This is a genomic window from Lysinibacillus sp. COL-1 (assembly GCF_059814265.1).
In genome coordinates this window covers 524,368-549,753 of the sequence record NZ_JCAWSJ010000004.1, presented here as the reverse complement: position 1 = coordinate 549,753, position 25,386 = coordinate 524,368, and the positions used below count along the sequence as shown (strand labels likewise).

Here is a 25,386-nt window from a genome sequence, read left to right as displayed (position 1 = left end):
AAAAATGTTCACTTTTTAGCAAAAAAGTGAAGGTATTCACTACTCTTTTATGGTGGGGTGTTGTCACACATCACTTCTCCACATTGAAAGTAAGAGGCTATCCTCTCTTATAATATAAATAATGGGCTATTTTGTTCAGGAAAAGACACTTTTGCAGAATGGTTGATTGGAGTGGAGCCAGCGTCACTCCTAGGGGATTTAGCGTCACAGATGAGACCCTGGAGCGAAACGCAGTGAGTGAAGCGGGCTCATCGGACGCCCCCTGGAAAGGACGCTGGCGGAGCGGAAATCAACCCCTCGCCTTAAAAAATTGCTTATTATGCCGTTGACATTACCTTTTTTCAACAACATAAGCTACTGCCTGTAGAATACAGACAGTAGCTTTTTTGAAATTGCCCTTTAAAAGGCGTATAGTAAAGGGATTTTTAGTTTATTGAACTACTTCAGGGTGGAAACCATCATTTTGGAAGTAGTCATCATGTGACCAAATATTTAATTTTGCATCCTGTGTTTTTTGTTGAATAGCTCTAAATGCATCTTCAAATGTGTTGTTTGGCTTATGAATATAACGTACAACTGCAAGACCTTCCTTTAATAAAGATTCCTGCAATAATACATCATCTACAAAAACATAGGCTAGAAGGCGATCATAATTGTCTGTTTCTGGCCCAACATCATAGACTGCTTCAATTTTTTTAGCCTTTTCCAATAAATTAATCGTGTAATCTTTTGCTTGTTCAGCATATGGCTGGGCATCGCCTTTGTTGTAATTCATTTCAGGTGTATCCACCATTAACAGACGAATTTTTCGTTTCTCACCATTAATTGTCGCCTGAATCGTATCTCCATCATATGCTTTAATATAGTCTAGCTCAAAGCGTTTATTTCCTGTTTTTTCTTCCACTTGTTCAATTGAAATAGTTCCTTGCTGATCTGTCATTGATTTAGTATCTTGATCTTCCGCAGGTGATCTGCCAAATATCATGTACAATGCTACAGCCAGAATAATCGTACCACTTGTTATTAATGTTTTTATATCTTGCATTTTCATGTAGTAGGCCCCTCACAACTAATCATCTTTGCTTATACCTACGCTTGGCATAAGTTGTGCAACTCATCATTAGGAAAACAAAAAGTTGCACGATGTTTCTATTGTAAAATATCAAGCTACTACATTCAAGCTATCACATTGTCACAGCTACCCAATGGTTAGGAGAAACCTCTACTAGCTGACTATTTTCTACTTCATAGCGTACTTTTTTATCTTCGATATATTCGGCATCATTATATTTCTTCTTCTCTATTGCAGGATCTGGAATAGGTATTGAGCGTAATAATGCACGGGTATAAGGATGCTGTGGATTAGTATATAGTTCTTCACTTTCCGCCAATTCAACAATTTTCCCACCATACATGACCGCAACACGATCACTAATATGTTTCACCATTGACAGATCATGGGCAATAAATAAATATGTTAAACCAAGTTTTTGCTGTAATTCCTTTAATAAATCTACAATCTGCTTTTGAATAGAAACATCCAGTGCTGATAAAGGTTCATCACAAACAATAAAGTTTGGCTCGACTGCTAATGCTCTAGCAATCCCAATTCGCTGACGTTGCCCCCCTGAAAATTCATGAGGATAACGCATAGCATGTTCTTTCCTTAAACCAACAAGCTCAAGCAATTCCTCTACTCGTAGTCGTCTTTCTTCATGTGTCTTCACTAGACCATGAATATCCAGAGCTTCCCCGATAATATCTAAGATTTTTTTTCGAGGATTTAACGATGAATAAGGATCTTGGAAAATAATTTGCATATGACGACGCATTGCCTTTAACTGCTTTTTCGTTAGTCTTGTTACGGGTATGCCTTGATATAAAACCTCTCCATTTGTAGGCTGATGAAGCTGAAGAATCGTTCGACCTGTAGTAGATTTTCCTGAGCCTGATTCACCAACCAAGCCCAATGTTTCACCAGGATATATATGGAAGGATAAATCATTGACTGCTTTTAGCGTTTGACCACGACCTAGTGAAAATTCCTTCGACAGATGTGTCACCTCAATCAATGGCTTATGACGATTGATACCTGACTGAATATTGGCTATCTCTTTTGGCTGCTTTTTTTCATGCAGCTTTGGTAGCGCATTCAATAATTTTTGGGTATATGGATGCTGAGCATTCGCAAAAATCTCTTCCGTTGTGCCCTGTTCAACAATTTCTCCTTCTTTCATGACGATGATACGATCACACATACCTGCAACCACGCCTAAGTCATGTGTAATTAAAACAATAGACGTCCCCATTTTCTTCTGCATATCACGCATCAATTTCAGTATTTGCGCTTGAATCGTTACATCAAGTGCTGTTGTTGGCTCATCCGCAATAAGCAGGGATGGGTTACAAGCAAGTGCCATGGCAATCATCACACGTTGGCGCATACCACCTGAGAATTCGTGAGGGTATTGTCGATATCTTTCTTTAGCATCCTGAATACCAACCAGTTTTAATAATTCAATTGTTTGTTGGTAGGCCTCTGTTTTTGACATGGCCTGATGCTTGATTAAACTTTCAGCCACTTGATCTCCTATTCGAATGGTAGGGTTTGTTGATGTCATCGGATCCTGAAAGATCATACTAATATCTTGTCCACGAATCCCTTCCATTTGTTTTTCACTTAATTCCGTGAGTTCTTGGCCTTTAAACACAATAGTGCCAGATTTCAGAAATGAAGGCGGCGATGGTAATAAACGCATAATGGAACGAGCCGTTACACTTTTTCCACTTCCAGACTCTCCTACAATTCCGAGTGTTTCACCTTTATTTAGATGGAAGCTAACGTCCTTAACAGCTTCGAATTCTGTCTCCCCTGTGATAAAGGACACGCGAAGATTATTGATTTCTAAAAGCTTTTCATTCATTCGACCCATCCTTTTTAAAATTTGTGATTGACTTACTTACAAGTATAATCCATACTTTACAATACTGATAGGAATTATACAATATGATGCTGAATATTTTATTTACGTTTGGAGGAAATGCATGGTTACTTCAAAAAATCATTTAAAACCTAAGGAATTTATTTTCTTTTCTACGGTTTATCAAAAACTAATGCATCAAAAGCCTTACCATTTGATTCTTTTTTTCTTAAGTATTTTAGTTCATCCCTTTACATACTTTATCTATCGGAAAAGAAAACATTCAAACAATTATGATCAGGCTTTTGCATTACGTAGTCAGTACTACCTAGAGAAGGCTTTGGTTGCTCACTGGCAAAAGGACTTTGAACAACAAGAAATAGCAAAAGCTACCTTTTTTAAAGAGACTGTATTACAGTCACAAATTCAAGCAACAGCCAAGCAATTAGCTCAAAATAAACTACAACAGCAAGTGGATCAAGATTTACAAAAAGAGGGCATACAACAACTAACGTATAACCAATTTTTTAATCAGCTACTAACAAACAAACGCTTTATCGCTCTTACCTTTCTACCAGCTTTTTTATTTTATGTAGTACTTATCTTATTTGCGAATCCGTTCCTACAATTTATTATTGAACGTCTTTTACAAAGCTTCATTGTCATTGTTGGTGTAGCTACATTGGTGTTTACTATTTTGTATTTATCACCATTTGACCCAGCAAGAAACCTACTCGGAGTTGAAGCAACACCCGAGCAGATTGCGAATTTTAATCGTATTCACGGTTTAGATCAGCCTTATTTATCGCAGCTTTGGAACGCACTATCTGGCCTATTTACATTTGATTTAGGAACATCCTTTGCAGGTAAAGAAGATATTACCCACAGCATTGCGACAAAATTTCCTGTCACACTTGAAATAGCCGTATTGTCATTGTTAATGGCTATCGCCATTGCTATTCCGGTCGGTATTATTTCAGCTGTTCGTCCAAATTCATATTTGGATTATACATTTATGTTCATTGCTTTAATCGGTTTATCCATCCCAAGCTTTTGGCAAGGTTTAATTTTTATTTTAACGTTTGCTTTAAAGCTTCAATGGTTTCCAGCGACCTATAATCCTCACAATTGGTTATCGCTCATCATGCCCATTATCGTCTTGGGAACATCCATTACAGCATCCATCGCTAGGATGACAAGGTCGAGTATGCTTGAGGTGATTCATGAGGATTACATTATTACAGCAAAAGCAAAAGGCTTAAATGAATTTAAAGTCATTTCAAAACATGCCATTCGTAATGCCATGATTCCAATTATTACGGTGATTGGACTTCTTTTTGGAGGTATGTTGGGAGGCGCATCTGTAACAGAAAAGGTATTCAACATTAGTGGGATTGGAAGCTATATCGTCGATAAACAATTTATCCCTGATATTCCGGCCATTCTTGGAGGCGTTGTTTATATTGCCATTACTATTTCAATTGTCAATTTATTGATTGATATCATGTATGCCTTTTTTGATCCACGCATTCGCTCGAAAATGAAGAAGTCTTAAAGGAGGATCACCTGTGAAAAACATCTTACATGTCAAACTACTCTTGAAGATTACACAGGAATATGTCAATTCTCATTTCACTTTTGTCTTTTCCTTATTGTTTTCTTTCTTGTTTCTAGCCTATAGCTATAATTTTTCTACCAATAGCTGGCGACCAGTTATTATACTCTTTTTTGTTATTTATGCTATTACCACGGCATATGTTGCTTTCATCAATTTACGAATTAAAAAGGACTTAGCAAAGCACGGTGACATTCAAAAAAGCACTCGAGTGCTGGGCTATCCATTGTTAATCACTATATTGTCAGGCAATATTTTTTCAACATCCTTTGCATTTATGCTTGTGTCGAAAAGAAAATCTGCAGAATATACTTTTGCAGCCTATGCCTTTATTACACAATTATTCATCATTGGTATTGCAGCATTGAATATATTTAAACCATATGTAACGGATACCTTTTTACTGGCGATGGGTGTTTTCTTAGTACTAGCGCTATTTTATATCGTGATGGCCATTTTATGTACGAAATATGTGACAGCTACTGAGGCACCTAAATGGATGATTATTCCCGGCGTTTTATTACTAATTGCAACTTTCACTGGTAATCTATTTGCGACATTACTAGGCTATAGCCTGATTCAAAAGGCTCGAAAGGCAAATCCGTCTTCTATAGAAAAGTGGCAAAAAATATGGGAAAAGATTTTACGTAATACGATGGCTGTATTCGGCTTATTCTTCATTATTTTCATGTTCTCATTGTCCGTCACAAGCTCTTGGACTTTTGACTATGATTTTGCTACAGAAAATAACTATGGTGCGTTACTGCAAACACCATCATTGGACTATCCGCTAGGCACAGATAATTACGGACGAGATTTATTTTCTCGCATTGTATTTGGTGCACAAATATCGTTAATCGTCGGATTTTTCTCAACGATTATTCCAGCAGTTGTGGGAGGAACATTAGGCGCTTTGTCAGGCTATTATGGAAAATCCACTGATAATATCATCATGCGAAGCCTTGATGTTTTATATGCTATCCCTGGCATTTTGTTAGCTATTGCTATTATCGCTGCCTTTGGTGCTAATACAGTGAACCTCATTATTGCGCTGAGTGTTGGGGCAATTCCAACCTATGCTCGTACAATGCGGGCTAATGTTATGCAGCTTGCTAATTTTGAATTTGTGGAATCAGCTAGAGCTTTAGGTGCATCTGATGCTGCTATTATTTTCAAGCATATTGTTCCCAATTCATTAGCACCAATGATTGTGAAAGCAACCTTAACGATTGGGGGAGCTGTTATTTCAACAAGTAGTTTAAGTTTTTTAGGGCTTGGTATTGAGCCACATATTCCCGAATGGGGCAATATTTTAAAAGTTGGTAGTACGTACCTGGAGACACATTCATATGTCGCGATTTTCCCAGGTCTTTGTATTATGCTTCTTGTCCTCTCCTTTAACTTCTTAGGAGATGGTTTACGAGATGCTTTAGATCCAAAAACAAATTAATTGGAGGTAACTATGAAGAAATTACTTGTATTTTTATTCGTTGCAGTACTAGCTTTAGCTGGCTGTGTACAAACAAAAACTGACGTAGAAGGCAGTAAAGATTCAAAAGATAATAACAAGAGCAATGGCAAAGTGGCCATTGAAGTATTAGGAATGGCGTCTGCTGAAGAAGATATGAATATTGTACGCGACCAATTGGTGAAAAATGGTTTTGATGTAAAACTAAATATTCAACCAGATTACGGTTCATTCTCTGCTCAAAAAGAAGCGGGTAACTATGATCTTGCTCTTTCAAGCTGGACGACAGTAACTGGGAACCCTGACTATGCTGTACGTGGTCTATTTAAAACAGGCGGTGACTACAGTGTTGTTGCAGATTCAAAATTAGATGCACTAATCGATGAAGCAAGCACATTGACTGGTGAAGAAGCAGCAGCTAAATATAAAGATTTAGAGCAATTACTAGTATTCGATCAAGCTTATATTGCGCCTTTATATATTTCCAATAAATATCAAGGGATCTACTCTGAATTAGTAAATCCTAAAACGGTCCTTTTACCAAAATCTCGTGCACAGGTTTGGGAAAAAATTGAATTTAATGATGCGGCTAAAAATGCAACAGAACCTTTAATCTTACACCAAACAATCAACTCCCTTACTTCACTTGACCCAATCAAAGGGAATGATGGTTCCATCAATACATTAAACACGAATATGTACGTTCGTCTTGTTAACTTAACAGATACAGATGAAGTTGTTTCAGATGGTTCATTATCTTATAACCATGTAATGGCTGAAGGTAATCAAGAATATTACTTCATTTTACGTGATGATATCCACTTTGCAGCTGTGAAAGATGGTGCAGCAGTTGATACAGGTGAATTAGTGTCAGCTGAAGATGTTGTCTTCTCATTAAATCGTGCAAAAGATGCTAATTCAGTACCAGATCATCGTACTTATAGCATTCATGAAAATATTGAAACAGTGGAAATCGTTTCTGATTTAGCTGAATTACAAAGCAAAAAAGTAGCCGGCTCTGAGCAATCAGTGTTAGATGCATTATCACAAAACCTACCTGCTTCAGTAGCACAATTAACAAAGGAAAAAGGTGCTGTTCATAATGCAGCAGGTGCATACCAAGTTGTTAAAATTACAACGCCAACTCCATTCCCACAAGTATTAAATTATTTAGCACACCAATCTGGTGGTATCGTATCTGAAAAACAAGTAACAAGCATTAATACGTATGACGTGGCTAGCTATGATCCTGATAAAGACATTGCCTATGGTGATCAAGCTACTATAACGGAAGGTTCAGCAACATTTAACAATCAGCTATATGCAAGTGGTCCTTACATTTTAGTGAAGAAAAATGATTATGAAGCACAATTCGTGAAAAACCCTGCTTACCGTGCAGGTAGCGAATATGAACCAAAAATCGCCAAAATTAATGTTCGATTTATCTCTGATGTTGATAGTGCGCTATCTGCATTACGTAATGGTGAAATACATGTTCTTCAAACAGTTCCAGAAACGAAGTTGGATATTGTGAAATCAGACGCTAAATTAACATTAAATACGGCAGATAGTAATGCTGTGTCTTACTTACAAATGAATACGTCTGGACGTGCAGTTTCTGATTCAGCAGATTTACGTAAAGCAATCCTATACTCCATTAACCAAGACGAATTCATTAGCTATTACCAAGGCAATAAAAAACCAGCTGTATCCACAGTATCTCCATTAATCGATACTGGTTTAAAACTGGAGGCAGATAGCGAGAAAGTAAAAGAATTTGTAAAAGCATATAACGATAATAAGTAATACTAATTTGAGCCTTCTCAAAATTTGAGAAGGCTCACTTAGTGTTGAAAAACAAAACAGTCAATTGGAAGGTAGAAATGGATTTCCGTTGCAGGCTACTTGCTTTCCTGTGGGCGAGCGCCCCGAGCCGCTTCCTCCGCTATCGCTCCGTTTAGAGGCTCGCCTGTCTCGTTATCCCACGGGAGTCAAGTAGCCTCCACTTCAACCTACAAAAGTATTACCTTTTTAGCAAAGGTTTTCAAATAAGGCGAAGGTCTTCACTACTCTTTATGGAGAGGTGTTGTCACACATCACTTCCCCACATTGAAAATAAGAGCTTATTCCCTCTAAAAATAATGGGCTATTTAATCGCTATATTACTATGAAAAAAAGTAAAGACACTTTGCAGAATGGTTGATTGGAGTGGAGCCAGCGTCACTCCTAGGGGATTTAGCGTCACAGATGAGACCCTGGAGCGCACGTAAGTGAGTGAAGCGGCTCATCGGACGCCCCCTGGAAAGGGCGCTGGCGGAACGGAAATCACCCCCTCCCCTTGCAAAGTTGCTTTTTCTGCCTTTGACATGATCTTTTTTCAACAACATGAAAGCCTTCTCAAAATTGAGAAGGCTCATTTTTAATAGTAGAAACTCATTTTATATTTCATTATGTGATTTTGGTTTTGGTCCTAGCTCTTCAGGCTCGATATCAGCAAATGTTTCGCCTTCCTCTTCTAGGTCACGCATGCGGTGTGCAATACGTGAAGCCGCTGAAGCTGCTATACTGCCAACTAAATCATCTAAGAATGTGTTGACATGATGTCCAGGTTCTGTATCGAGTTTTTTAATAATCCCTATTTTTTGCTTGTCTAAATGACCAAAAGTGGTAACGGCGATACTGCCATATGTAAAAACAGATCCTAGTGCGATTGTTTCGTCTACACCAAATAACCCCTCATCCGATTCGATAATTTGTTGCAGTGGTGAAGATAATAATTTTTTCTCTGCTAGTTCATCTAATTCAATTCCTACTAATAAAGCATGCTGTACTTCTCGCTTACGTAAAACACGTTCAACAGAATGAACACAATGCTCCAGTGTTAAACCTTCATTATAGGTTTTTTGCATTTCGTAAACAATTTTTGCGATATCCTCTATCGCTACACCTCTACGAATTAACGCGGCTTGAGCTGCCTTTGCTACTTCGTCAGAGTGCACACGAATACTTTTATTATGCATAATTAACCCTCATTTCGATTTTTATTGCTAGTATAAAGCTAGCCCAACCTATTATACCTTTACTTTCGTAATATGGTACAATTTTGTTACAAACACAAGAAGGAGTGTCATCATTGGATAAGGGAACAGTACAGGATTTAACATTTTATAGTGAAGCATTACAGGAAGAATTACAGCTCTATATTTATGTTCCTGCAAATTATTCTCCACTTTATAAATACAATATTTTAATCGCATCAGACGGTAAAGATTATTTCCAACTCGGCGGCATTACAAAGCTAGCTGATGAACTGATTGATGACTATGAAATCGAAAATTTAATTATAGCATTTGTTCCTTACAAAGATATTAAAGATCGACGTCATAAATATATTCCAAGCGGTGAGCAACACGAAGCCTATCTACGCTTTTTAGCTCATGAGCTAGTACCCTATTTAGACAATGAATATGCCACTTACCAAATGGGTATGAGTCGTGGCGTCATTGGAGACTCTATGGCTGCCACTGCTTCCTTAATGGCTGCCCTAAAGTACCCAAGCATCTTTGGCAAAGTCATTTTACAATCACCATATGTTGATGAGGATGTCTTACAGGCTGTTGAAAAATTTAAAGATCCTGGCGCGATTTCTATCTACCATATAGTAGGTAAGGGCGAAGATCAGGTAGTGACAATGGATAAAACCATCAAAGACTTTTTAACACCTAACCGTCAATTACATGAGCTCATGATTAGTAAAGGGTTCACTACATTTTATGACGAGTTCGAAGGCAATCATACATGGAAATATTGGAAACCAGACCTTCGACGTGCTTTAATTGAAAATTTCAATTAATATTGGGTGATTCAAATTACGAAAATTGAAATTTCTGTTATACTTAAATAGAAAAATTGTTTATTTTCGGGAGGTAATGGACTATGAAGTACGGTATTGTGGCATTTCCATCAAAAAAATTGCAAGATTTAGCAAACACTTATCGCAAACGTTATGATCCTCATTATGCAAAGATTACACCGCATATGACGTTAAAGGACAGCTTCGATGCATCTGAAGAAGAAATTCAAACCATCGTCAAGCAATTGGATGAACTTGCTGCTAAATATGCACCTTTAAACATTCATGCATCTCGCATAAGTTCGTTTTTCCCTACAACAAATGCGATTTACTTCCGCATTGAACCAACTGAACAATTAGTAGCATTCCAACATGAACTTCAAGACAACATCCCTCATGGGGAAATGAAACATGTATTTGTTCCTCATATTACAATCGCTCAAAAAATGTCAGCTTCTGAGCATGACGATATCTTTGGACAATTACGCATGACTGGCGTTGATGAAAAGGATACAATTGATCGCATCCATCTTTTATATCAATTAGAAGATGGCTCATGGACAACATATGAAACATTCCGTTTGTCTGGAGCTGAGTGATTCTTGTATCAGGTGAAAATTGTTGAAACAAAGCAAGAACACGATGATGCCTTTGCTATTCGGCAAAAGGTATTTGTTGAAGAGCAGGGTGTTCCGCTTCATCTAGAATGTGATGCTGAGGATGCCACTGCAACACATTTCATTATGTATGATAACGTTGAACCAGTAGGAGCAGCACGTTTACGTAGTATTGACGGCACAACAGCTAAAATTGAACGTGTTTGTATTTTACAATCTCAGCGTGGTAAAAAATTAGGAGCTTTAATGATGAAGGAAATGGAGAAGCATGCCATTTCTATCAACAAGGAAATATTAAAATTGCATGCACAAAGCTATGCCATTCCCTTCTACGAAAAGCTTGGATTTACAGTTACCTCTCCTGAGTTTATGGATGCAGGTATTCCACATCGTGCTATGGAGAAAAAAATGTAATCAAAGGGTGTTACGATATGCATTGCGCATTGTCGTAACACCCTTTTTAAATAGACACGAATTCGCTTGCCACCATTTATCTACTCCATCGTAACAAGCTACATTGCCAAGTAGATATGCCATACGCTACTTCATCATTCTAGTGATTTTATCTAAATCTAGTGATGCGCCATCTTGAATAATAGATTGTACAAGTTTATCTTCCAACTCTTGCGTAATCGATCTGTTAGAAATTTTAGCTACACGTCTTACAATTTTTCTTACTTGTTTTTCACTGGTAAAATCCGCATGTTGAATGGCATTGGCTAATGCGAAGATTTCATCCATCGATACACCTGTTTTTTGCTCAATCGAATTAAAAAACGAGCGATGCATGTTTTCCCTCCTATCATTAAAACTCAAATTGACCTTGCGTCTTGCACGAAACATTTCGCAAATGGTGGAGGCCTTAACCTTATTTAGATAGTCCTAAATAGAAGCTAAAGCCTTTATGTTCATCAAATTAGATGTAAGTAGCGCCAACAATAATTAATAGAATGAATAGGACAACAATTAGAACAAACGTAGAACCATAGCCATAGTTGTTGCCGCCTCCAGAGTAACCTCCGCAATAGCTATTGTTCCACCCACCAACATTATTTCCATAAGGTTGTGAGGACCAGCCTTGATATCCCATAAAAGCACCCCTCCCTTCTACAACCTATAATATGTTTCGGTTGTAAAAATGGGAGGGGTATTCGTCTAGTCAATATTTCCTTTTGGTTTAAAAATTAATGCACCGATAAAGCCAAATACGATAGCAGCACTGATCCCTGAGCTTGTTACTTCGAACATGCCTGTTAATACGCCAACAAGTCCATGCTTTTCTGCTTCCGCCAATGCCCCATGAGTTAATGAATTCCCGAAGGATGTAATGGGTACTGTAGCTCCTGCTCCAGCAAAATTGATTAGTGGCTCATATAAACCCATACCATCCAATACGGCACCGAGGACAACCAACGTACTTAGTGTGTGTCCCGGTGTTAAATTGCCAACATCCATTAATAATTGGCCTATGACGCAAATAATGCCTCCAATAATAAATGCAAATACAAATGTCATAACCATGGTTTTTGCCTCATTTCATTGTAATTTCTATCGCATGTGCCGTACATGGAATCGTCTCGCCTTGTTGATAGGATAGCGGCGATAATAATGCCCCTGTTGCCACAAGTAATACTCGTTTATAACTCCCTGCGCGCATTTGTTGAATAACATAACTAAAAAAAACAGCCGCCGAACAGCCTGCTCCACTTGCACCAGATTGGAATGCTTCATCCTGTCCATAAAATTCGGCACCTGCATCACGTAATAACGTTAGCTCTTCATTCTTCACACCATTTTCCACAAGCATTCCTTTCAACAGCTTTAATCCAAGCTGACCTAAATCACCCGTTAAAATTAAATCATAATGATAAATTTTTTGGTTTCTTTGCTGTAGGTGAGATTGAATCGTTTGAAAGGCGGCTGGTGCCATCGCTGCACCCATATGGAAAGGATCATCCATGCCATAGTCAACTGACTTGCCTATCGTTGCTGCTTCTATAGAAGGATACTCCTCACGATGCTTTCCAATAAGGGCATAGCCTGCAGCTGTCACAGTCCATTGTGCAGTTTGAGGTTTTTGAGCACCATAATTGATGGGATAACGAAATTGACGTTCAATGGAATTATGCTGACTTGAGGCACCAGCTAATGAAAAATTAGCCACACCTAACTCTGTTAATAGGCATGCAATAATGGCAGAGGATACAGATGTTGCACAAGCCGAAAATAATCCAATAAAGGGGATTTCTAAATCTCTAGCTGCAAAATTGGTCGGTGTCATTTGATTAACCAAATCCCCACCCATTAAATAATCAATATCTCCGTTTTGTATGCCCAATTTTTTCATAGCAAATTCACAGGCCTCTTCGATCATTTTGCGATGCCCCTGTTCATTTGTTTTCATCTGCCATCGTTCATCATCATAGACCGAGTCAAAATACTGACTAAAAATACTGCGGTTCTCCAACGGGCCAGCTACTACTCCACCAGCTAAAAGAGATGGTTTCGATTGAAAAACGATTACCATGAAACCACTCCTATCGTCACAAGGATATATTTAATGAGAGCAACGAAAAATGCAGATACTACTCCAAATAATACAACTGACCCTGCCAATTTAAATAAATTGCCACCGACGCCCAGTACCAACCCTTCTGACCGATGTTCGATAGCCGCAGAAATAACGGCATTACCAAAGCCTGTTACTGGAACTGCTGAGCCTGCTCCAGCAAATTGACCAATTTTTTTATAAAGGCCCAAGCCTGTTAAAATCATGGCAAAGAATACCATTGTGGCAACAGTTGGATTTCCTGCTGTTGCTTCCGTAAAATTGAAGAAAATAATATAAAAAAGGGACACAGCTTGACCAATTGCACAAATCAGTCCACCAACAAAGAATGCCTTAGCTATATTCTTTAAATAAGGGGGCTTTGGTGTAACATATTGCTCTAACTGTTGGTATTGTTCTTTTTCCATTTATGTCTGCTCCTTTGCAAGCTCTTTTAGTTTTGTAATTTTATCGCTCAATTTATTATCTTCAATCTGATCCTTTTTTATTTTATTGGCTTCATAAAAAATTTTATAATCAGCTGAGACAAATACATCTTTGTTTGGATATTTCTCATCAAATTTCTTTTGCAATTTTTTCTCTAGCTTAGTCTTTTTCCACTTTTCCCATGGTTTGATTTGTACTGCAACAAGCATACTATCGTCATATTGGATAACCGTTGATCGTTCAACATAGTCTTCTTCTTTTATAAGGGCTTCGACTTCACTTTCATTTTGTGGCGACCCATAGACAATAAATTTTTCTTTTTCAGCACAACCATTTAACAGCGATAAAACGACTAAGAGAGGTAATGTCATTCCTAGTAGCCTCAAATGTTTTCCCCTCCTTTTCTTTACAGTTTCTCCACACATAAAAAAACTATTCATTCGAAGATATATACGAAAGCCCGAGTCCATTTTTCAAAAGTACATATTGTAGAAGTAGTAACAAGGAAAGGAGGTGACAATATGGGTTGTGGTAAGCCAACAAATCCTATTGGACCAATCCATTCAGCAGGCTGCGTTTGTGACGTAGTTCGCGCTATTTTAGATATTCAAAATCAAGCGGTGCGAGATGAGTGTTCTCCATGTACAGCGAACTGTTTCTTAGAACCACTAGGCGGAATTGTTAGTCCTGCACGCTCTCAAGCAGATACACGTGTATTCATGTTAATTACAAAAGATGGTACTCCTTTCAAAGCATTCTTTAACTCTCCAACAGCAGATCCTTGTATTTGTACATCCGTATTCTTCCGTGTAGAAGATATGTTTGATGAGTGCTGTGCAACTTTACGTGTTTTAGAGCCATTATGTACATTTGACTCTAGTGAAAGTACAGTAGACTTATTAAGTCGTGACGGCTGTTGCGTAAACATGAAGAAAATCTGTAAAGTAGATGACTGGAACTCAACAGATAGCTGTATTACTGTAGATTTATCTTGTTTCTGCGCTGTACAATGTATCGCTGATGTTGACTTAGGGATTTGTGATTAATTTCTTTCACCTTTGACACACACACATAAAAAAAAGTGTACAGCATCCTCTGCTGTACACTTTTTTTATAATGTTGGCAATTTTCTTCCACGCCACAGTATTTGTTGTATCTCTTCAAAATGAATGATTTCCTGTGTTTTTAATTCTAATGATGTTAGCATTAAAGAATCACTCTGTACTTCTGAGGCAGTTCCAGTTAATTTTCTACCATCTTTTAAGCAAACTAATAATGGCTGATAGGCCCTCTGACGAAATGGCTTTTCTAAAAATTGAAGTTGTTTTAGTAAGTACGGATCTATTTGTACATCTTCTACGATATCTTCTTTCCCATCAACTGTTTGCTCATCGAAAATGTTGTCCCTTACATATACGGATGTACTTTCATCCAAATCAAGTTCATGTAACGCCTTAGAAATATTTAAAAAATATGATGGTGATTTTATAAACAAGCGTGGCTCTCGATCCACTTTACTCACTTCCCTTTTTTCCATACAATATGCGAAAGTAAGTAAATTGGTTCTTAGCCTATTTGACTTAAAAAAACTGTCGCTAATCCTAAGTAAATTAAAATACTTGTTATATCATTTAAAGTTGTAATAAAAGGTCCTGATGCCACAGCAGGGTCTATTTTTAGTCGATGCATTAACAACGGAATAAAGGAACCCGCTAATGTCGCGACTAAAATAGAACCACAAAGTGCTGCTCCTACTAACATTCCTAAAACAAGTTCATGTTTCCAGAAATAAACAATGCCAATAACGATTAATCCACAAACAACGCCTGACATTAAGCCTGTACCTGCTTCACGTAATAGTAACTTGAATTTACTATGTTCTTCCACGTCTCCTGTTGCAATACCTCTGATCGCCACGGCTAATGCTTGTGTTCCACTATTCCCTGATGTTCCTGAAATAAGTGGAATAAAGACAGCTAGTAAGGCTACCTTATCTAAAGTATCTTCAAATTGCCCCATTAAATTGGCTGTCAGCATACCTAAAAACAGTAGTACTACTAACCAAGGTAAACGTTTTTTAGCTGCTTGGAAAGGTGTTACATCAAACTTATCCATATCCGAAATACCGGCTAATTTTGAGTAATCCTCAGAAGCCTCTTCATCAATAACATCAATAATATCATCGACCGTGATAATACCGAGCAGTTCCCCTTTATCATCAATAACAGGTGTCGCTAAAAAATTATAGTCCTTCATAATTTGTGCGACTTCCTCTTGGTCATCATTTGCATGTACCATCACAACACGTTCATTCATAATGGATCGAATACGTGTATCCTCGTCAGCAATGATTAAATCTCGTAGTGATATAACACCTGTCAAACGGTGTTCTTCATCCACCACGAAAATATAATAAACAGTCTCTGCATCTGGTGCTTCTTTACGCAAAATGGCCATTGCTGAACGCACTGTTGAATTTTCTGGTATAGCAACGTATTCAGTTGTCATAATAGAACCGGCTGTATATTCATCGTAGCTTAATAGCTCATTAATTTCTTCAGCCGTTTCCTCATCCATCATTTCCAAATAGCTTTCACGCTGTGCCAAATCCAGCTCATTTAAGACATCTGCCGCATCATCAGCATACATATGCGAAAGCATTTCTGCCCCATATGAAGGATCCATTTCAGCTAGGTACGCTTTATATTCATCATCTTCGATATCGATTGCCTGAAAAATATCAGCCATTTCTGTCGGAGACAAGAACGAATAGATGATCTTCCTTATATCAGGTTCCACCTTTTCGTAAAACGTTGCCTGATCATATGGATGAAGTTCTAAAAACTCATCACGGAATGCATCAATATTATGTGCTTCGAGCATTCCTCGTAGATGTGCCTCATCAAATTGCACATCATCCTTTTCATTTCTTTCCTCTATCATGCTTGTCCCCTCCTTCCGAGCTTTCAATCATCTTTACGGGCAATGCCGTAAAATCTACCTTCTATATAATAGAGTGTATTATACCTTTTCTGCAAACCCTTTTTTAAGTTATCCATCAGAGTCGGTGTACAGATTTTTATAAAATTCGATTTTAAGCGTAAAATCATGACGATTTCTATTTTACTATACATTAATTTTATAAAGTCGGTGTAAAGATACTTCCTATACACTGTTATTACATCAAAAATGATAAGGAGATGCCCGTTTGTGCGAACATCTCCTTTCTATCAGTCAAAGACTACTTCAATAATCTCTGCATGTCTTCATTTAACATACTTGTAAAGTGTAATGGCCTACCAGTCAGTGGATGCTCCATACTTAAGGAGACACAGTGTAGTGCTTGTCGATCAATCAAATGACGGCTTCCACCATAAAGGTCATCCCCAACAAGTGGATGCCCAAGGTACGCCATGTGTACGCGAATTTGATGTGTACGTCCTGTATGCAATTGCAATCGTACATATGTCACTGGTTCAGCATCAAGTAAAAACCGCTTTAGCACGGTTACATCTGTATGTGCATATTGCCCATCTTCTCGTACTTCTCTTTCAATAATACTCGTCACTTTACGCCCTATAGGAGCCACAATGGATTGAAAATTTTGTTCGACATGGCCATGCACAATCGCCTCATATTGCCTTGAAATGTTTCTACTACGCTGAGCAAGCCCTGTTAAATGATGAATGTGCGCATGCTTGGCAATACAGAGTAAGCCTGATGTATCTCGATCTAACCTTGTGACTATGTGGGCTGTGGAAGCTAATCCTTGTTGCTCAAAATAGCCACAAACTAAATTTGCAATGCTTTTGGTTGGATGCTCTCTTGAGGGAATTGTACTCTGGTGAGCTGGTTTATCAAGCACTAAGATTGCATCATCCTCAAATACGATGGTTAAATCACCATGCTCAATAGCAAGACCGTCACTTCTTTCCTCAGGAGGAAATGTCACTCCCACACAGTCACCCTCTTGAAGGACATGTCTCACATTACGTTCGACACCATTGACTGTTAATAAGCCACCATCAAACTTAATGGCGGTTAAGGCTTTCTTGGATATACGCCATTCCTGAAGGGCTTCTCGTAATAATTGCCCCTCTTTATCAGCCACAAAGTGCAATGTAAACCTTGTATCCATATTATTCATTAGCGACGAAAGATTCATGCACGCGCTCCCAAAATGGGAATGGTCGGAAACGGGCAAAACGTACTTTTTCATTTGCTACATTAAATGCAATAGCCTTGACATCACCTTGTGTAATTTGCAAGTGATCAACGGTCATATTAAAGTTCTGTTCATTTACCGGACGTAACACACAATGATGGTGTGCTGGTAATATTAATGGTGATCCTACTGTTCTGAAAACACGATTATTAATGGATGCAATTTCAGTGACTTGTAGTGCCGCTAATGTAGGATGGATAATTGCCCCACCAAGTGCTTTATTATAAGCCGTACTACCAGAAGGCGTTGATACACATAGACCATCTCCACGGAAACGCTCAAATTGATTGCCGTTCAGCTCGACATCCATAACAAGTGTTACATCTGGCGATTTGATTGTTGCTTCATTTAACGCTAGGTACGTATTCGAATCGGCATTGTGATGCTCTACTTTTACTTCTAAAAGTGGATACTCCACAACATTAAAGTCTTTTTTAGCAATGGATAAAACTAATTTTTCTAATTCAGATGGCTTCCAATCCGCATAAAACCCTAAATGCCCCGTATGAATACCAACGAATGCTACTTGGTCTAACAAATGAGAATATCGATGAAAGGCATGCAAAAGCGTGCCGTCTCCTCCAATAGAAACAACGATTTCTGGTGTTTCCTCATCATAAGTTAAGCCAAAATCCTGTAAATAAGTTTTAGCTAGCTCCATTAGCTCGTTAGATTGTGCATCTCTACGTGATTGAATCGAAAATTTCATTGGGCGTCACGCTCCTTCTCTGTTAGTAAATTAGGATTCGATGCTTCTTTGTATTCGCTAAAGTAGGCCTGTGCCTCTTGAATTTCACTACGAATCAATGACATTTCCTCATCCAATCGAAATGCTGCCTCTGCTGCACTTTGTAAACGATTTTTAATTTCCTCTGGGAACATGCCCTTATATTTATAATTTAAAGAGTGCTCAATAGATGCCCAGAAATTCATGGCTAGTGTTCGAATTTGGATTTCGGCTAACACTACTTTTTTTCCTTGAATCGTTTCAACAGGATATTCCACGATCATATGGTAGGAGCGGTAACCACTTGGCTTATTATGTGTAATATAATCGCGTTCTTCCACTACACGCATATCTTTACGCTGACGAATAAGCTCTGTTACCGTTGCGATATCATCAACAAATTGACACATAATCCGAAGCCCGGCGATATCACCAAGTTCATCACCAAGTTGTTTAGAGGGCTCAAAAGCTAATCCTTTTTCTAATGTTTTATCATATATACTTGCTAAAGGCTTAACACGTCCTGTTACAAATTCAATTGGTGAATTGGCATTAACAATACCAAATTGAGAACGCATGCCTTTTAATTTTACTTTTAACTCGTCTACTGCTTGTTTATAAGGACTTAAAAATATTTCCCATTGTCCCATTGTAAAAACCTCCCGACATTCGGTATCGAACACCACCGTCTGTTCGTTTTGTCTTTCTATTCAGCAAGAATTGCCTGAAAGTGTTGTTCCACGGTTTGGACAAATTCTGCCCCGTAATTGTAATTTCCTTCAATATTATACACGAGCATTTCCAATTCATCGTAGAAATTTGTCAGCTCAATCTCTTCTTCACCTATTCGTAGTATTGGATCTTTCTTTTTTTGTAAAATATGTACAAGATTCTCCCAACTACTCGGTGGAAAACGCAAGTAATGATAGTCTTCGCCTGCATCAAGTAAATAAATAAATGCAAACTCATCTGAATCTGCAATGAGTTGTCCAGCAGGTTTTAACTGTAAATTTACTTCATTGTCGTTTAAACTAAAATGAAGTTGATCTTGTTCAAAATTCGATGTTTCTATTGTATAAATTTTACGCACTGCGGTTCCCCTTTTCGTTGTACTCTTCCTCTTATTTTATCACACAGGGTAAATAGTTGCAGTGTGTAAATACTAAATCAAGCGAAACAACGAATGAAAAATAAAAAATTAAATAGGTGAATATAAATGACACAAGAAATTGAAATTGAGTTTAAAAATCTATTAACAAAACAACAATACGAGCAATTGTTACAAGACTTCCACATTAGCCAAAATGCTATTCATCGACAAGTAAATCATTATTTTGACACGCCTACACAGGCCATTCGTCAACTGCAAAGCGGGCTGCGAATTAGACAAATTGGTGATTATTACGAATGTACACTCAAAGAGAAAAATACCGAGCATGCTCATCTTGAAACAACAGATGAATTAACTGCAGTACAGGCACAGCAAATGCTTGATGGTAAAGGCTTTTTTGCTCAAGAAGTAGCAAAAAAATTAGCCAGCCACAGTATTCCTTTAGAACAATTACAAGTATTTGGCTCACTCACTACAGATCGTGTCGAAATTCCTTATAAAGAGGGGCTTCTTGTTTTTGACCATTCTTACTATTTGCAGTGCGACGATTATGAGGTAGAATATGAAGCAAAAGATGCAATAAAAGGAAATACAATTTTCGACGAATTTTTACAGCAATACGGAATTAAAAAACAGGCTACAGATAAAAAAATAGCCCGCTTTATGAAAGCTCTACAAGCACAAAATTCATAATAGTATAAAAAGGAAGGTGACTGACTCCTTGGATATTCAATCACTAAAATCTTTACTAGAAATTCAAGCATTGCAAACACTTGGAGCTACCGAAAATGCATCAACAAACAATCTGACAGACAATAATTCTATTTTTTCTGACATGATTAATGAATTATTAGGAGAAGCATCGACAGCAAGCAATGCCAAATTGTCTAGCTTATTTGCTTCTGGAACAGCAAATCATTCAGATTTCGTCAATCAGCTGACAATGTTAGCCAATAATTCAGAAGGCAGCTCACTCGAATCATTGCTTTATCAAGGCTCTAATGCTGTGTTTATCCCTGAATCTGTCAAACAAGCTTTAGCAAACAACTATACTGGCACAAAGCTTGATTCTTATGTTTCAGATGATGTTATAGGCTCTACAGCGTACGCCAATTCACTAACAGGAGCCAATCAATATGCCGCTATTATCGAAAAAGCTGCCGCTACTTATCAGGTACCCGAAAAGCTTATTGCGGCTGTCATCAAGCAAGAATCTAATTTTAATCCAACTGTAGTGAGTCATGCAGGAGCGCAGGGCTTAATGCAATTAATGCCCACAACAGCACAATATTTAGGCGTGACAAACGCTTTTGACCCAGAGCAAAACATTATGGCTGGGGCAAAATATTTGCGTCAAATGCTAGATAAATTTAATAATGACCCTACACTAGCTTTAGCAGCCTACAATGCTGGCGCGTCTCGCGTTACGAAATATGGAGGGATTCCTCCTTTCAAAGAAACACAGAATTATGTCAAAAAAGTGATGAATTACTACACAGTGTAATCGCATCTTTCCTTTTATCCATACTTTTTCCAACAAATTTCACCCATTGTGGTGAAATTTGTGCTATTTTAGCGAACAACAATTCGAAAGAGCTCTTTGTTTGTGTTAACGAAAAGACGTTGATAGAATGAAGGTAGTCACAAGAAATTCACATTTTGAGGATGACAAGTATATCAATAACGCTTCGGCTTAATTGCCGCTAACGATGTGTCTAGATTTTTCCGAGCAGAAAAGTAGAAGTTAACCTAAGAAAGTCACGTCCTGCGACAACTGCCGGAGGGCTCTGTGGCAACACTTTCATTGCCACAGGCGTAGCGCTTTTTGACGGTGTTCTAGATTCAGCAGTCGTTTGAACACTTGCTGAATGCGATAAAATGATACTTTAAGATATAAAGAAGAATTAAAGGAGCATATAACCTATGAGTCGAAAATACACTGTTCCTTATGAGGAGCTGGGAGCTGAAAAACTGTCAGAACTCATTCACGCGTTCTATAAAAGAGTGGCTCAGCATCCTGATCTTATTCCAATCTTTCCAAAGGATTTAACAGAGACAGCCCGTAAGCAAATTCAATTTCAAACACAGTATTTAGGTGGACCAAATCTCTTTACTGAGGAACATGGACATCCAATGATGCGTGCACGTCACATGAATTTTCCGATTACACCTGACCGTGCTCAAGCTTGGCTAGAGTGTATGTCAGAAGCAATGGATGAGGTAGGTTTGGAAGGGAAGTTCCGTGAAACTTATTATCAACGTTTAGTATTAACAGCTCATCACATGGTTAATACGCCAAATGACGATGAGGGGGAATTGTTACGTGAATAATATTCAAATGTTGCTGCAAGAGCCAACGCCGACGATTTCTACTGCCAACAAGCCTATTGAATTGTATATTTTCGTAGATCCACTTTGCCCTGAAGCTTTCAGTATGCAAGCAACTCTTCGTAAATTACAGCTTGAATACAACCACTATTTCACGTGGCGCTTTGTTTTAAGCACAGAGCTTACTTCTTTAAATTGCTTAAGTAAACGTGTCAAAGGTTGTATCTCGGGAGTCGAACTTGATATTAATCACCCTGTCTTACCTTCAATTGCTATTAAAGCAGCCGAACTACAGGGAAAACGTGCAGGTGCACGCTATTTGTCGAAACTACAAGAATATGTATTACTAAACCACCAAGATGTAAACTCCTATGCAACGCTTTTAAAAATTGCAGAGGATGTTCAACTAGACATGAATGAATTCACTGTCGACTTTGGCTCAAAGGAAGCAGCACGAGCTTTCCAATGCGATTTATATATTAAACGTGAAATGGAAGTTGACGAAGTCCCTAGTATCGTGTTTTTCAATGAATGTATTGAAGATGAAGGACTAAAAGTCAGCGGTAGCTATTCCTATGAAGTTTATGAACATATTTTACAAGAAATGCTGAACGAACAGCTTGTCCGTCAGCCATTACCATCAATAGAGGACTTATTTTCTAAATTCCATACACTTTCTACAAATGAAATAGCTTTTATCTATTCATTTACAGAGCAAGCAGCAGAGCGTGAATTAAAGAAACGCATGCTACAACAAAAAATCGAACGAATCCAGACAACTCACGCTACGTTATGGCGTCTTAAATAATACAAGAAACGACAGGGACTCCAATCTTTCATGATGGAGTCCTTTTCATGTTGTTGAAAAAAGGTCATGTCAATAGCAATAATACACCTTTTCACAAAGCCTGGGATAGATTTCCGTTCCGCCAGCGTCCGAGTCACTTCACCCACTGCGTTCGTCCCAAGGTATCAGTTGTGATGCTAATCCCCTAGGAGTGACGCTGGCTCCACTCCAATCACCATGTGGCAAAAGTGTCTTTTCCTTATCTTTCATACGAGCATAATTAGAGGAAGGATAGGCTCTTATTTTCAATGTGGAGAAATGATGCGTACCGCTCCTCCATAAAATGAGTAGTGAACACCTTCCCTTTATTTAAAAACCATTGCTAAAGAGAAATATTTTTATCGGTTGAAGTGGAAGGCTTGACTACCTTGGGATAGCGAGGCGGAAGCGGCTTTGCGCTCGCCCACAGAAAAGCAAGTAGCCTGCAACGGTAATCCATTTTCACCTTTCACATAAATTCTATGGATATTTTGTTAGATAAAGCAAAATACAAAGAAGCGCCTCTATCCTCGACCGATAGAGACGCTTCTTTTTCACAAAGGGGATGGGAGAAATGTTCACGTTCAAACAAAGGGGTGTATGTTTGTTTTGTGATTTATTTCACAAGAATTACTCTATCATGGAATAATATATTTAGCAATGCAACCAATACTAGATTCACAAATTTGTCAAATAGAAAGCGATTACAAACAGTATTTTTCCAAGATGCACACTTTTAAACTATTTAGAAATCAAAAAAAATCATTATTCTTTCATTTGAAATAACATGGACAATATATAAAAAGGAGCAGTAGGAATATTCCCACCGCCCTTTTAATTAGTTATTCAACAATAATTTTTCTAACTCATTTAAACGCTCTTCAAATACTTTACATGCATCTTCAATCGGCTTAGCAACGTTCATATCAACACCTGCTGCCTTTAATACTTCTATTGGGAAATCAGAGCATCCAGCTTTTAAGAAGTTATTAATATAACGTTCTACAGCTGGTGCCCCCTCCTCTAAAATTTGTTTACTCAATGCTGTAGCGGCTGATTTACCAGTCGCATATTGATAAACATAGTAATTATAGTAGAAGTGTGGAATACGAGCCCATTCTAAGCCAATTTCCTCATCTACAATCATATCATCGCCGAAGTATTTTTTGTTTAGTTCATAATAAACCTCAGTTAAACGATCAGCTGTTAATGACTCACCGTTCTTATCCATTTGATGAATAAGATGTTCAAACTCTGCAAACATTGTTTGTCTGAATACCGTACTTCTGAAACCATCTAACCAATGATTTAATAAGTAAATTTTTTGTTGAGGGTCATCAATTGTTTTTAGTAAATAGTCATTTAATAACTCTTCATTACATGTTGAAGCAACCTCTGCGACAAAAATAGAATAATCTCCATAAACGAATGGCTGATTGTTACGTGAATAATAGCTGTGAACACTATGGCCAAATTCATGCGCTAATGTAAATAGATTATTCACATTGTCTTGCCAATTCATTAAAATATACGGATTCGTACCATACGCGCCTGATGAGTAGGCTCCACTACGTTTCCCTTTATTCTCTAATACATCAACCCAACGGTTATCCAATCCACTTTGGACGATGCTTTGATATTCTTCGCCTAATGGAGCTAGTGCTTTCACTAAAATATCTTTCGCTTCATCATAAGTGACTTTCATTTCCACTTCTTTAACAAGTGGTGCAAATAAATCCCACATATGCAATTCGTCTACACCTAATAATTGCTTACGTAACGAAATATAACGCTGCATAGCTGGTAAATACTTATGAATTGTTTCAACTAATTGATCATACACATTTTCCGGAATGAAATTATTAGACATGGCTGCATGGCGTGCAGAATCATAATGACGAATACGAGCACTCACATTATGCTTCTTCACATTACCCGTTAGCGTTGCCGAGAACGTATTTTTAAACTTGCCATATGCTTCGTACATAGCTTTAAATGCACCTTCACGCACTGAGCGATCTTTGCTCTCTAAAAACTTAATATAGTTACCATGTGTAAGTTGTACTTCCTCTCCCTCTTCATTTTTCACATAAGGGAAAACCATGTCCGCATTGTTTAACATACTGAATGTATTAGAAGCTGTACCCGTTACCTCAGACATTTGCGCTAGCAATGCCTCCTGCTCAGCTGGTAATACATGTGGACGTGCCATTGTAATTTCTTTTAAAGATTGCTTATATAATTGTAGGTCTTGATTTTCTGCTAAGTAGCCTTCAATTGTTTCTTCACTTAATGCTAAAATCTCTGGTGTTAAATATGAAAGACCAGCTGAGATACTAGTTGCCAATGTTTGAATGCGACTGTTCATATCTTGATAAAAGCTATTTGTTGTATCTTGATCATAGCGCATATGGGCATATGTGTAGAGCTTCATCGCACGCTCATATAGATGATCATGATATTGTAAAGCTGTTAATAATGCCTCTGCCCCATTATTTAAAGTACCTGCATAGCTCGGTGCTTGTTTAGCAAGCTCTGCAACTTCCTTCAATTCCTCTTCCCAAGCTTTATCTGTTGCAAAGATATCCTCTAAGCGCCATGTTAATTCTGCGGGTACTTCATTTCTAACCAAAATCTGATTACTGTTACTAGCCATGTATGCCAGCCCCCTTTATATGTGCTTTTTTCCTTTTACTCTCA

General features: G+C 37.9%; 28 protein-coding genes. 12 read left to right on the top strand and 16 right to left on the bottom strand.

All coding sequences use genetic code 11. The features are described from left to right. Nucleotides 1-430: 430 nt before the first annotated feature. Together AC6BKE_RS10905 and AC6BKE_RS10900 are read right to left on the bottom strand one after the other, a co-directional pair. The gene (locus tag AC6BKE_RS10905; protein WP_499856823.1) at nt 431-1,051 is read right to left on the bottom strand and encodes a thermonuclease family protein; all 621 of its coding nucleotides are present in this window, start codon (nt 1,049-1,051) and stop codon (nt 431-433) included. Between the two features lie 133 nt (nt 1,052-1,184). Continuing rightward, nucleotides 1,185-2,924: an ABC transporter ATP-binding protein gene (locus AC6BKE_RS10900; RefSeq protein ID WP_499856822.1), complete on the bottom strand. Its 1,740-nt coding sequence runs from the start codon at nt 2,922-2,924 to the stop codon at nt 1,185-1,187. Between the two features lie 121 nt (nt 2,925-3,045). Here AC6BKE_RS10900 and AC6BKE_RS10895 point away from each other — a divergent pair, with 121 nt between their 5' ends. The 4 genes from AC6BKE_RS10895 (at nt 3,046) to AC6BKE_RS10880 (ending at nt 8,427) form a co-directional block, all read left to right on the top strand. Then, on the top strand, nt 3,046-4,476 hold the full coding sequence (locus tag AC6BKE_RS10895) for an ABC transporter permease (protein ID WP_499856821.1): 1,431 nt from the start codon (nt 3,046-3,048) through the stop codon (nt 4,474-4,476). A gap of 13 nt (nt 4,477-4,489) precedes the next feature. After that, nucleotides 4,490-5,986: an ABC transporter permease gene (locus tag AC6BKE_RS10890; protein WP_499856820.1), complete on the top strand. Its 1,497-nt coding sequence runs from the start codon at nt 4,490-4,492 to the stop codon at nt 5,984-5,986. Between the two features lie 12 nt (nt 5,987-5,998). After that, on the top strand, nt 5,999-7,810 hold the full coding sequence (locus tag AC6BKE_RS10885; protein WP_499856819.1) for an ABC transporter substrate-binding protein: 1,812 nt from the start codon (nt 5,999-6,001) through the stop codon (nt 7,808-7,810). 464 nt (nt 7,811-8,274) lie between these two features. After that, the gene (locus tag AC6BKE_RS10880; protein WP_499856818.1) at nt 8,275-8,427 is read left to right on the top strand and encodes a hypothetical protein; all 153 of its coding nucleotides are present in this window, start codon (nt 8,275-8,277) and stop codon (nt 8,425-8,427) included. 15 nt (nt 8,428-8,442) lie between these two features. Here AC6BKE_RS10880 and AC6BKE_RS10875 read toward each other — a convergent pair whose 3' ends face one another. Further along, nucleotides 8,443-9,024, bottom strand: coding sequence for a phosphatidylglycerophosphatase A family protein (locus AC6BKE_RS10875; protein ID WP_036126573.1), 582 nt, complete (start codon nt 9,022-9,024; stop codon nt 8,443-8,445). 113 nt (nt 9,025-9,137) lie between these two features. Between AC6BKE_RS10875 and AC6BKE_RS10870 the strand changes: the two genes are divergently transcribed. The 3 genes from AC6BKE_RS10870 to AC6BKE_RS10860 all read left to right on the top strand — a co-directional run bounded on the left by AC6BKE_RS10870 (nt 9,138) and on the right by AC6BKE_RS10860 (nt 10,888). Then, nucleotides 9,138-9,857 (top strand): alpha/beta hydrolase, encoded by a 720-nt coding sequence (locus AC6BKE_RS10870; protein ID WP_058844600.1) that lies wholly within the window; start codon nt 9,138-9,140, stop codon nt 9,855-9,857. An 83-nt stretch (nt 9,858-9,940) separates the two neighbouring features. After that, entirely contained in the window at nt 9,941-10,456 is a 516-nt protein-coding gene (locus AC6BKE_RS10865) for a YjcG family protein (RefSeq protein ID WP_036126625.1), read from the top strand. A gap of 3 nt (nt 10,457-10,459) precedes the next feature. Further along, nucleotides 10,460-10,888 (top strand): GNAT family N-acetyltransferase, encoded by a 429-nt coding sequence (locus AC6BKE_RS10860; RefSeq protein ID WP_101966426.1) that lies wholly within the window; start codon nt 10,460-10,462, stop codon nt 10,886-10,888. Between the two features lie 126 nt (nt 10,889-11,014). On the opposite strand, the gene AC6BKE_RS10855 is transcribed toward AC6BKE_RS10860, so the two are convergent. The 6 genes from AC6BKE_RS10855 to AC6BKE_RS10830 form a co-directional block, all read right to left on the bottom strand. Next, a complete protein-coding gene (locus AC6BKE_RS10855; protein WP_036126630.1) occupies nt 11,015-11,263 on the bottom strand; it encodes a stage VI sporulation protein F in 249 nt (82 codons plus the stop codon). A gap of 127 nt (nt 11,264-11,390) precedes the next feature. Then, entirely contained in the window at nt 11,391-11,564 is a 174-nt protein-coding gene (locus AC6BKE_RS10850) for a YjcZ family sporulation protein (protein WP_080717135.1), read from the bottom strand. Nucleotides 11,565-11,629: 65 nt separating this feature from the next. Continuing rightward, on the bottom strand, nt 11,630-11,989 hold the full coding sequence (gene spoVAE, locus AC6BKE_RS10845; protein WP_170829916.1) for a stage V sporulation protein AE: 360 nt from the start codon (nt 11,987-11,989) through the stop codon (nt 11,630-11,632). Nucleotides 11,990-12,005: 16 nt separating this feature from the next. Further along, on the bottom strand, nt 12,006-13,001 hold the full coding sequence (locus AC6BKE_RS10840) for a stage V sporulation protein AD (RefSeq protein WP_036126636.1): 996 nt from the start codon (nt 12,999-13,001) through the stop codon (nt 12,006-12,008). Continuing rightward, on the bottom strand, nt 12,995-13,450 hold the full coding sequence (gene spoVAC, locus AC6BKE_RS10835) for a stage V sporulation protein AC (protein WP_036126638.1): 456 nt from the start codon (nt 13,448-13,450) through the stop codon (nt 12,995-12,997). The genes AC6BKE_RS10840 and spoVAC overlap by 7 nt, the downstream gene beginning before the upstream one ends. Continuing rightward, a complete protein-coding gene (locus AC6BKE_RS10830) occupies nt 13,451-13,855 on the bottom strand; it encodes a YhcN/YlaJ family sporulation lipoprotein (protein ID WP_230593937.1) in 405 nt (134 codons plus the stop codon). It abuts the gene before it with no gap. 135 nt (nt 13,856-13,990) lie between these two features. Here AC6BKE_RS10830 and AC6BKE_RS10825 point away from each other — a divergent pair, with 135 nt between their 5' ends. Further along, nucleotides 13,991-14,515, top strand: coding sequence for a CotY/CotZ family spore coat protein (locus tag AC6BKE_RS10825; protein WP_008174263.1), 525 nt, complete (start codon nt 13,991-13,993; stop codon nt 14,513-14,515). Between the two features lie 65 nt (nt 14,516-14,580). Here AC6BKE_RS10825 and AC6BKE_RS10820 read toward each other — a convergent pair whose 3' ends face one another. From AC6BKE_RS10820 to AC6BKE_RS10795, 6 genes are all read right to left on the bottom strand, one after another. Next, on the bottom strand, nt 14,581-14,982 hold the full coding sequence (locus tag AC6BKE_RS10820; protein WP_230593938.1) for a hypothetical protein: 402 nt from the start codon (nt 14,980-14,982) through the stop codon (nt 14,581-14,583). 53 nt (nt 14,983-15,035) lie between these two features. After that, a complete protein-coding gene (gene mgtE, locus AC6BKE_RS10815) occupies nt 15,036-16,412 on the bottom strand; it encodes a magnesium transporter (RefSeq protein WP_036126643.1) in 1,377 nt (458 codons plus the stop codon). A gap of 298 nt (nt 16,413-16,710) precedes the next feature. Then, nucleotides 16,711-17,607, bottom strand: coding sequence for an RluA family pseudouridine synthase (locus AC6BKE_RS10810; protein ID WP_058844601.1), 897 nt, complete (start codon nt 17,605-17,607; stop codon nt 16,711-16,713). A 1-nt stretch (nt 17,608) separates the two neighbouring features. Continuing rightward, nucleotides 17,609-18,403 (bottom strand): NAD kinase, encoded by a 795-nt coding sequence (locus tag AC6BKE_RS10805; RefSeq protein ID WP_036126648.1) that lies wholly within the window; start codon nt 18,401-18,403, stop codon nt 17,609-17,611. Next, nucleotides 18,400-19,071 (bottom strand): GTP diphosphokinase, encoded by a 672-nt coding sequence (gene yjbM / locus AC6BKE_RS10800; RefSeq protein WP_036126650.1) that lies wholly within the window; start codon nt 19,069-19,071, stop codon nt 18,400-18,402. The genes AC6BKE_RS10805 and yjbM overlap by 4 nt, the downstream gene beginning before the upstream one ends. A 56-nt stretch (nt 19,072-19,127) precedes the next feature. Then, nucleotides 19,128-19,511: a UPF0738 family protein gene (locus tag AC6BKE_RS10795; RefSeq protein ID WP_036126652.1), complete on the bottom strand. Its 384-nt coding sequence runs from the start codon at nt 19,509-19,511 to the stop codon at nt 19,128-19,130. Between the two features lie 126 nt (nt 19,512-19,637). Here AC6BKE_RS10795 and AC6BKE_RS10790 point away from each other — a divergent pair, with 126 nt between their 5' ends. The 4 genes from AC6BKE_RS10790 (at nt 19,638) to AC6BKE_RS10775 (ending at nt 22,668) form a co-directional block, all read left to right on the top strand. Then, nucleotides 19,638-20,225 carry a CYTH domain-containing protein gene (locus AC6BKE_RS10790; protein ID WP_036126653.1) on the top strand — a complete coding sequence of 196 codons (588 nt, stop codon included), beginning with the start codon at nt 19,638-19,640 and terminating at the stop codon, nt 20,223-20,225. A gap of 28 nt (nt 20,226-20,253) precedes the next feature. Beyond that, on the top strand, nt 20,254-21,036 hold the full coding sequence (locus AC6BKE_RS10785) for a lytic transglycosylase domain-containing protein (protein ID WP_036126656.1): 783 nt from the start codon (nt 20,254-20,256) through the stop codon (nt 21,034-21,036). 419 nt (nt 21,037-21,455) lie between these two features. After that, nucleotides 21,456-21,863: a globin domain-containing protein gene (locus tag AC6BKE_RS10780; RefSeq protein WP_004227447.1), complete on the top strand. Its 408-nt coding sequence runs from the start codon at nt 21,456-21,458 to the stop codon at nt 21,861-21,863. Further along, entirely contained in the window at nt 21,856-22,668 is an 813-nt protein-coding gene (locus AC6BKE_RS10775) for a DsbA family protein (protein WP_036126658.1), read from the top strand. The genes AC6BKE_RS10780 and AC6BKE_RS10775 overlap by 8 nt, the downstream gene beginning before the upstream one ends. A gap of 856 nt (nt 22,669-23,524) precedes the next feature. On the opposite strand, the gene pepF is transcribed toward AC6BKE_RS10775, so the two are convergent. After that, nucleotides 23,525-25,342 (bottom strand): oligoendopeptidase F, encoded by a 1,818-nt coding sequence (pepF, locus tag AC6BKE_RS10770; RefSeq protein ID WP_058844598.1) that lies wholly within the window; start codon nt 25,340-25,342, stop codon nt 23,525-23,527. Nucleotides 25,343-25,386 lie beyond the last annotated feature (44 nt).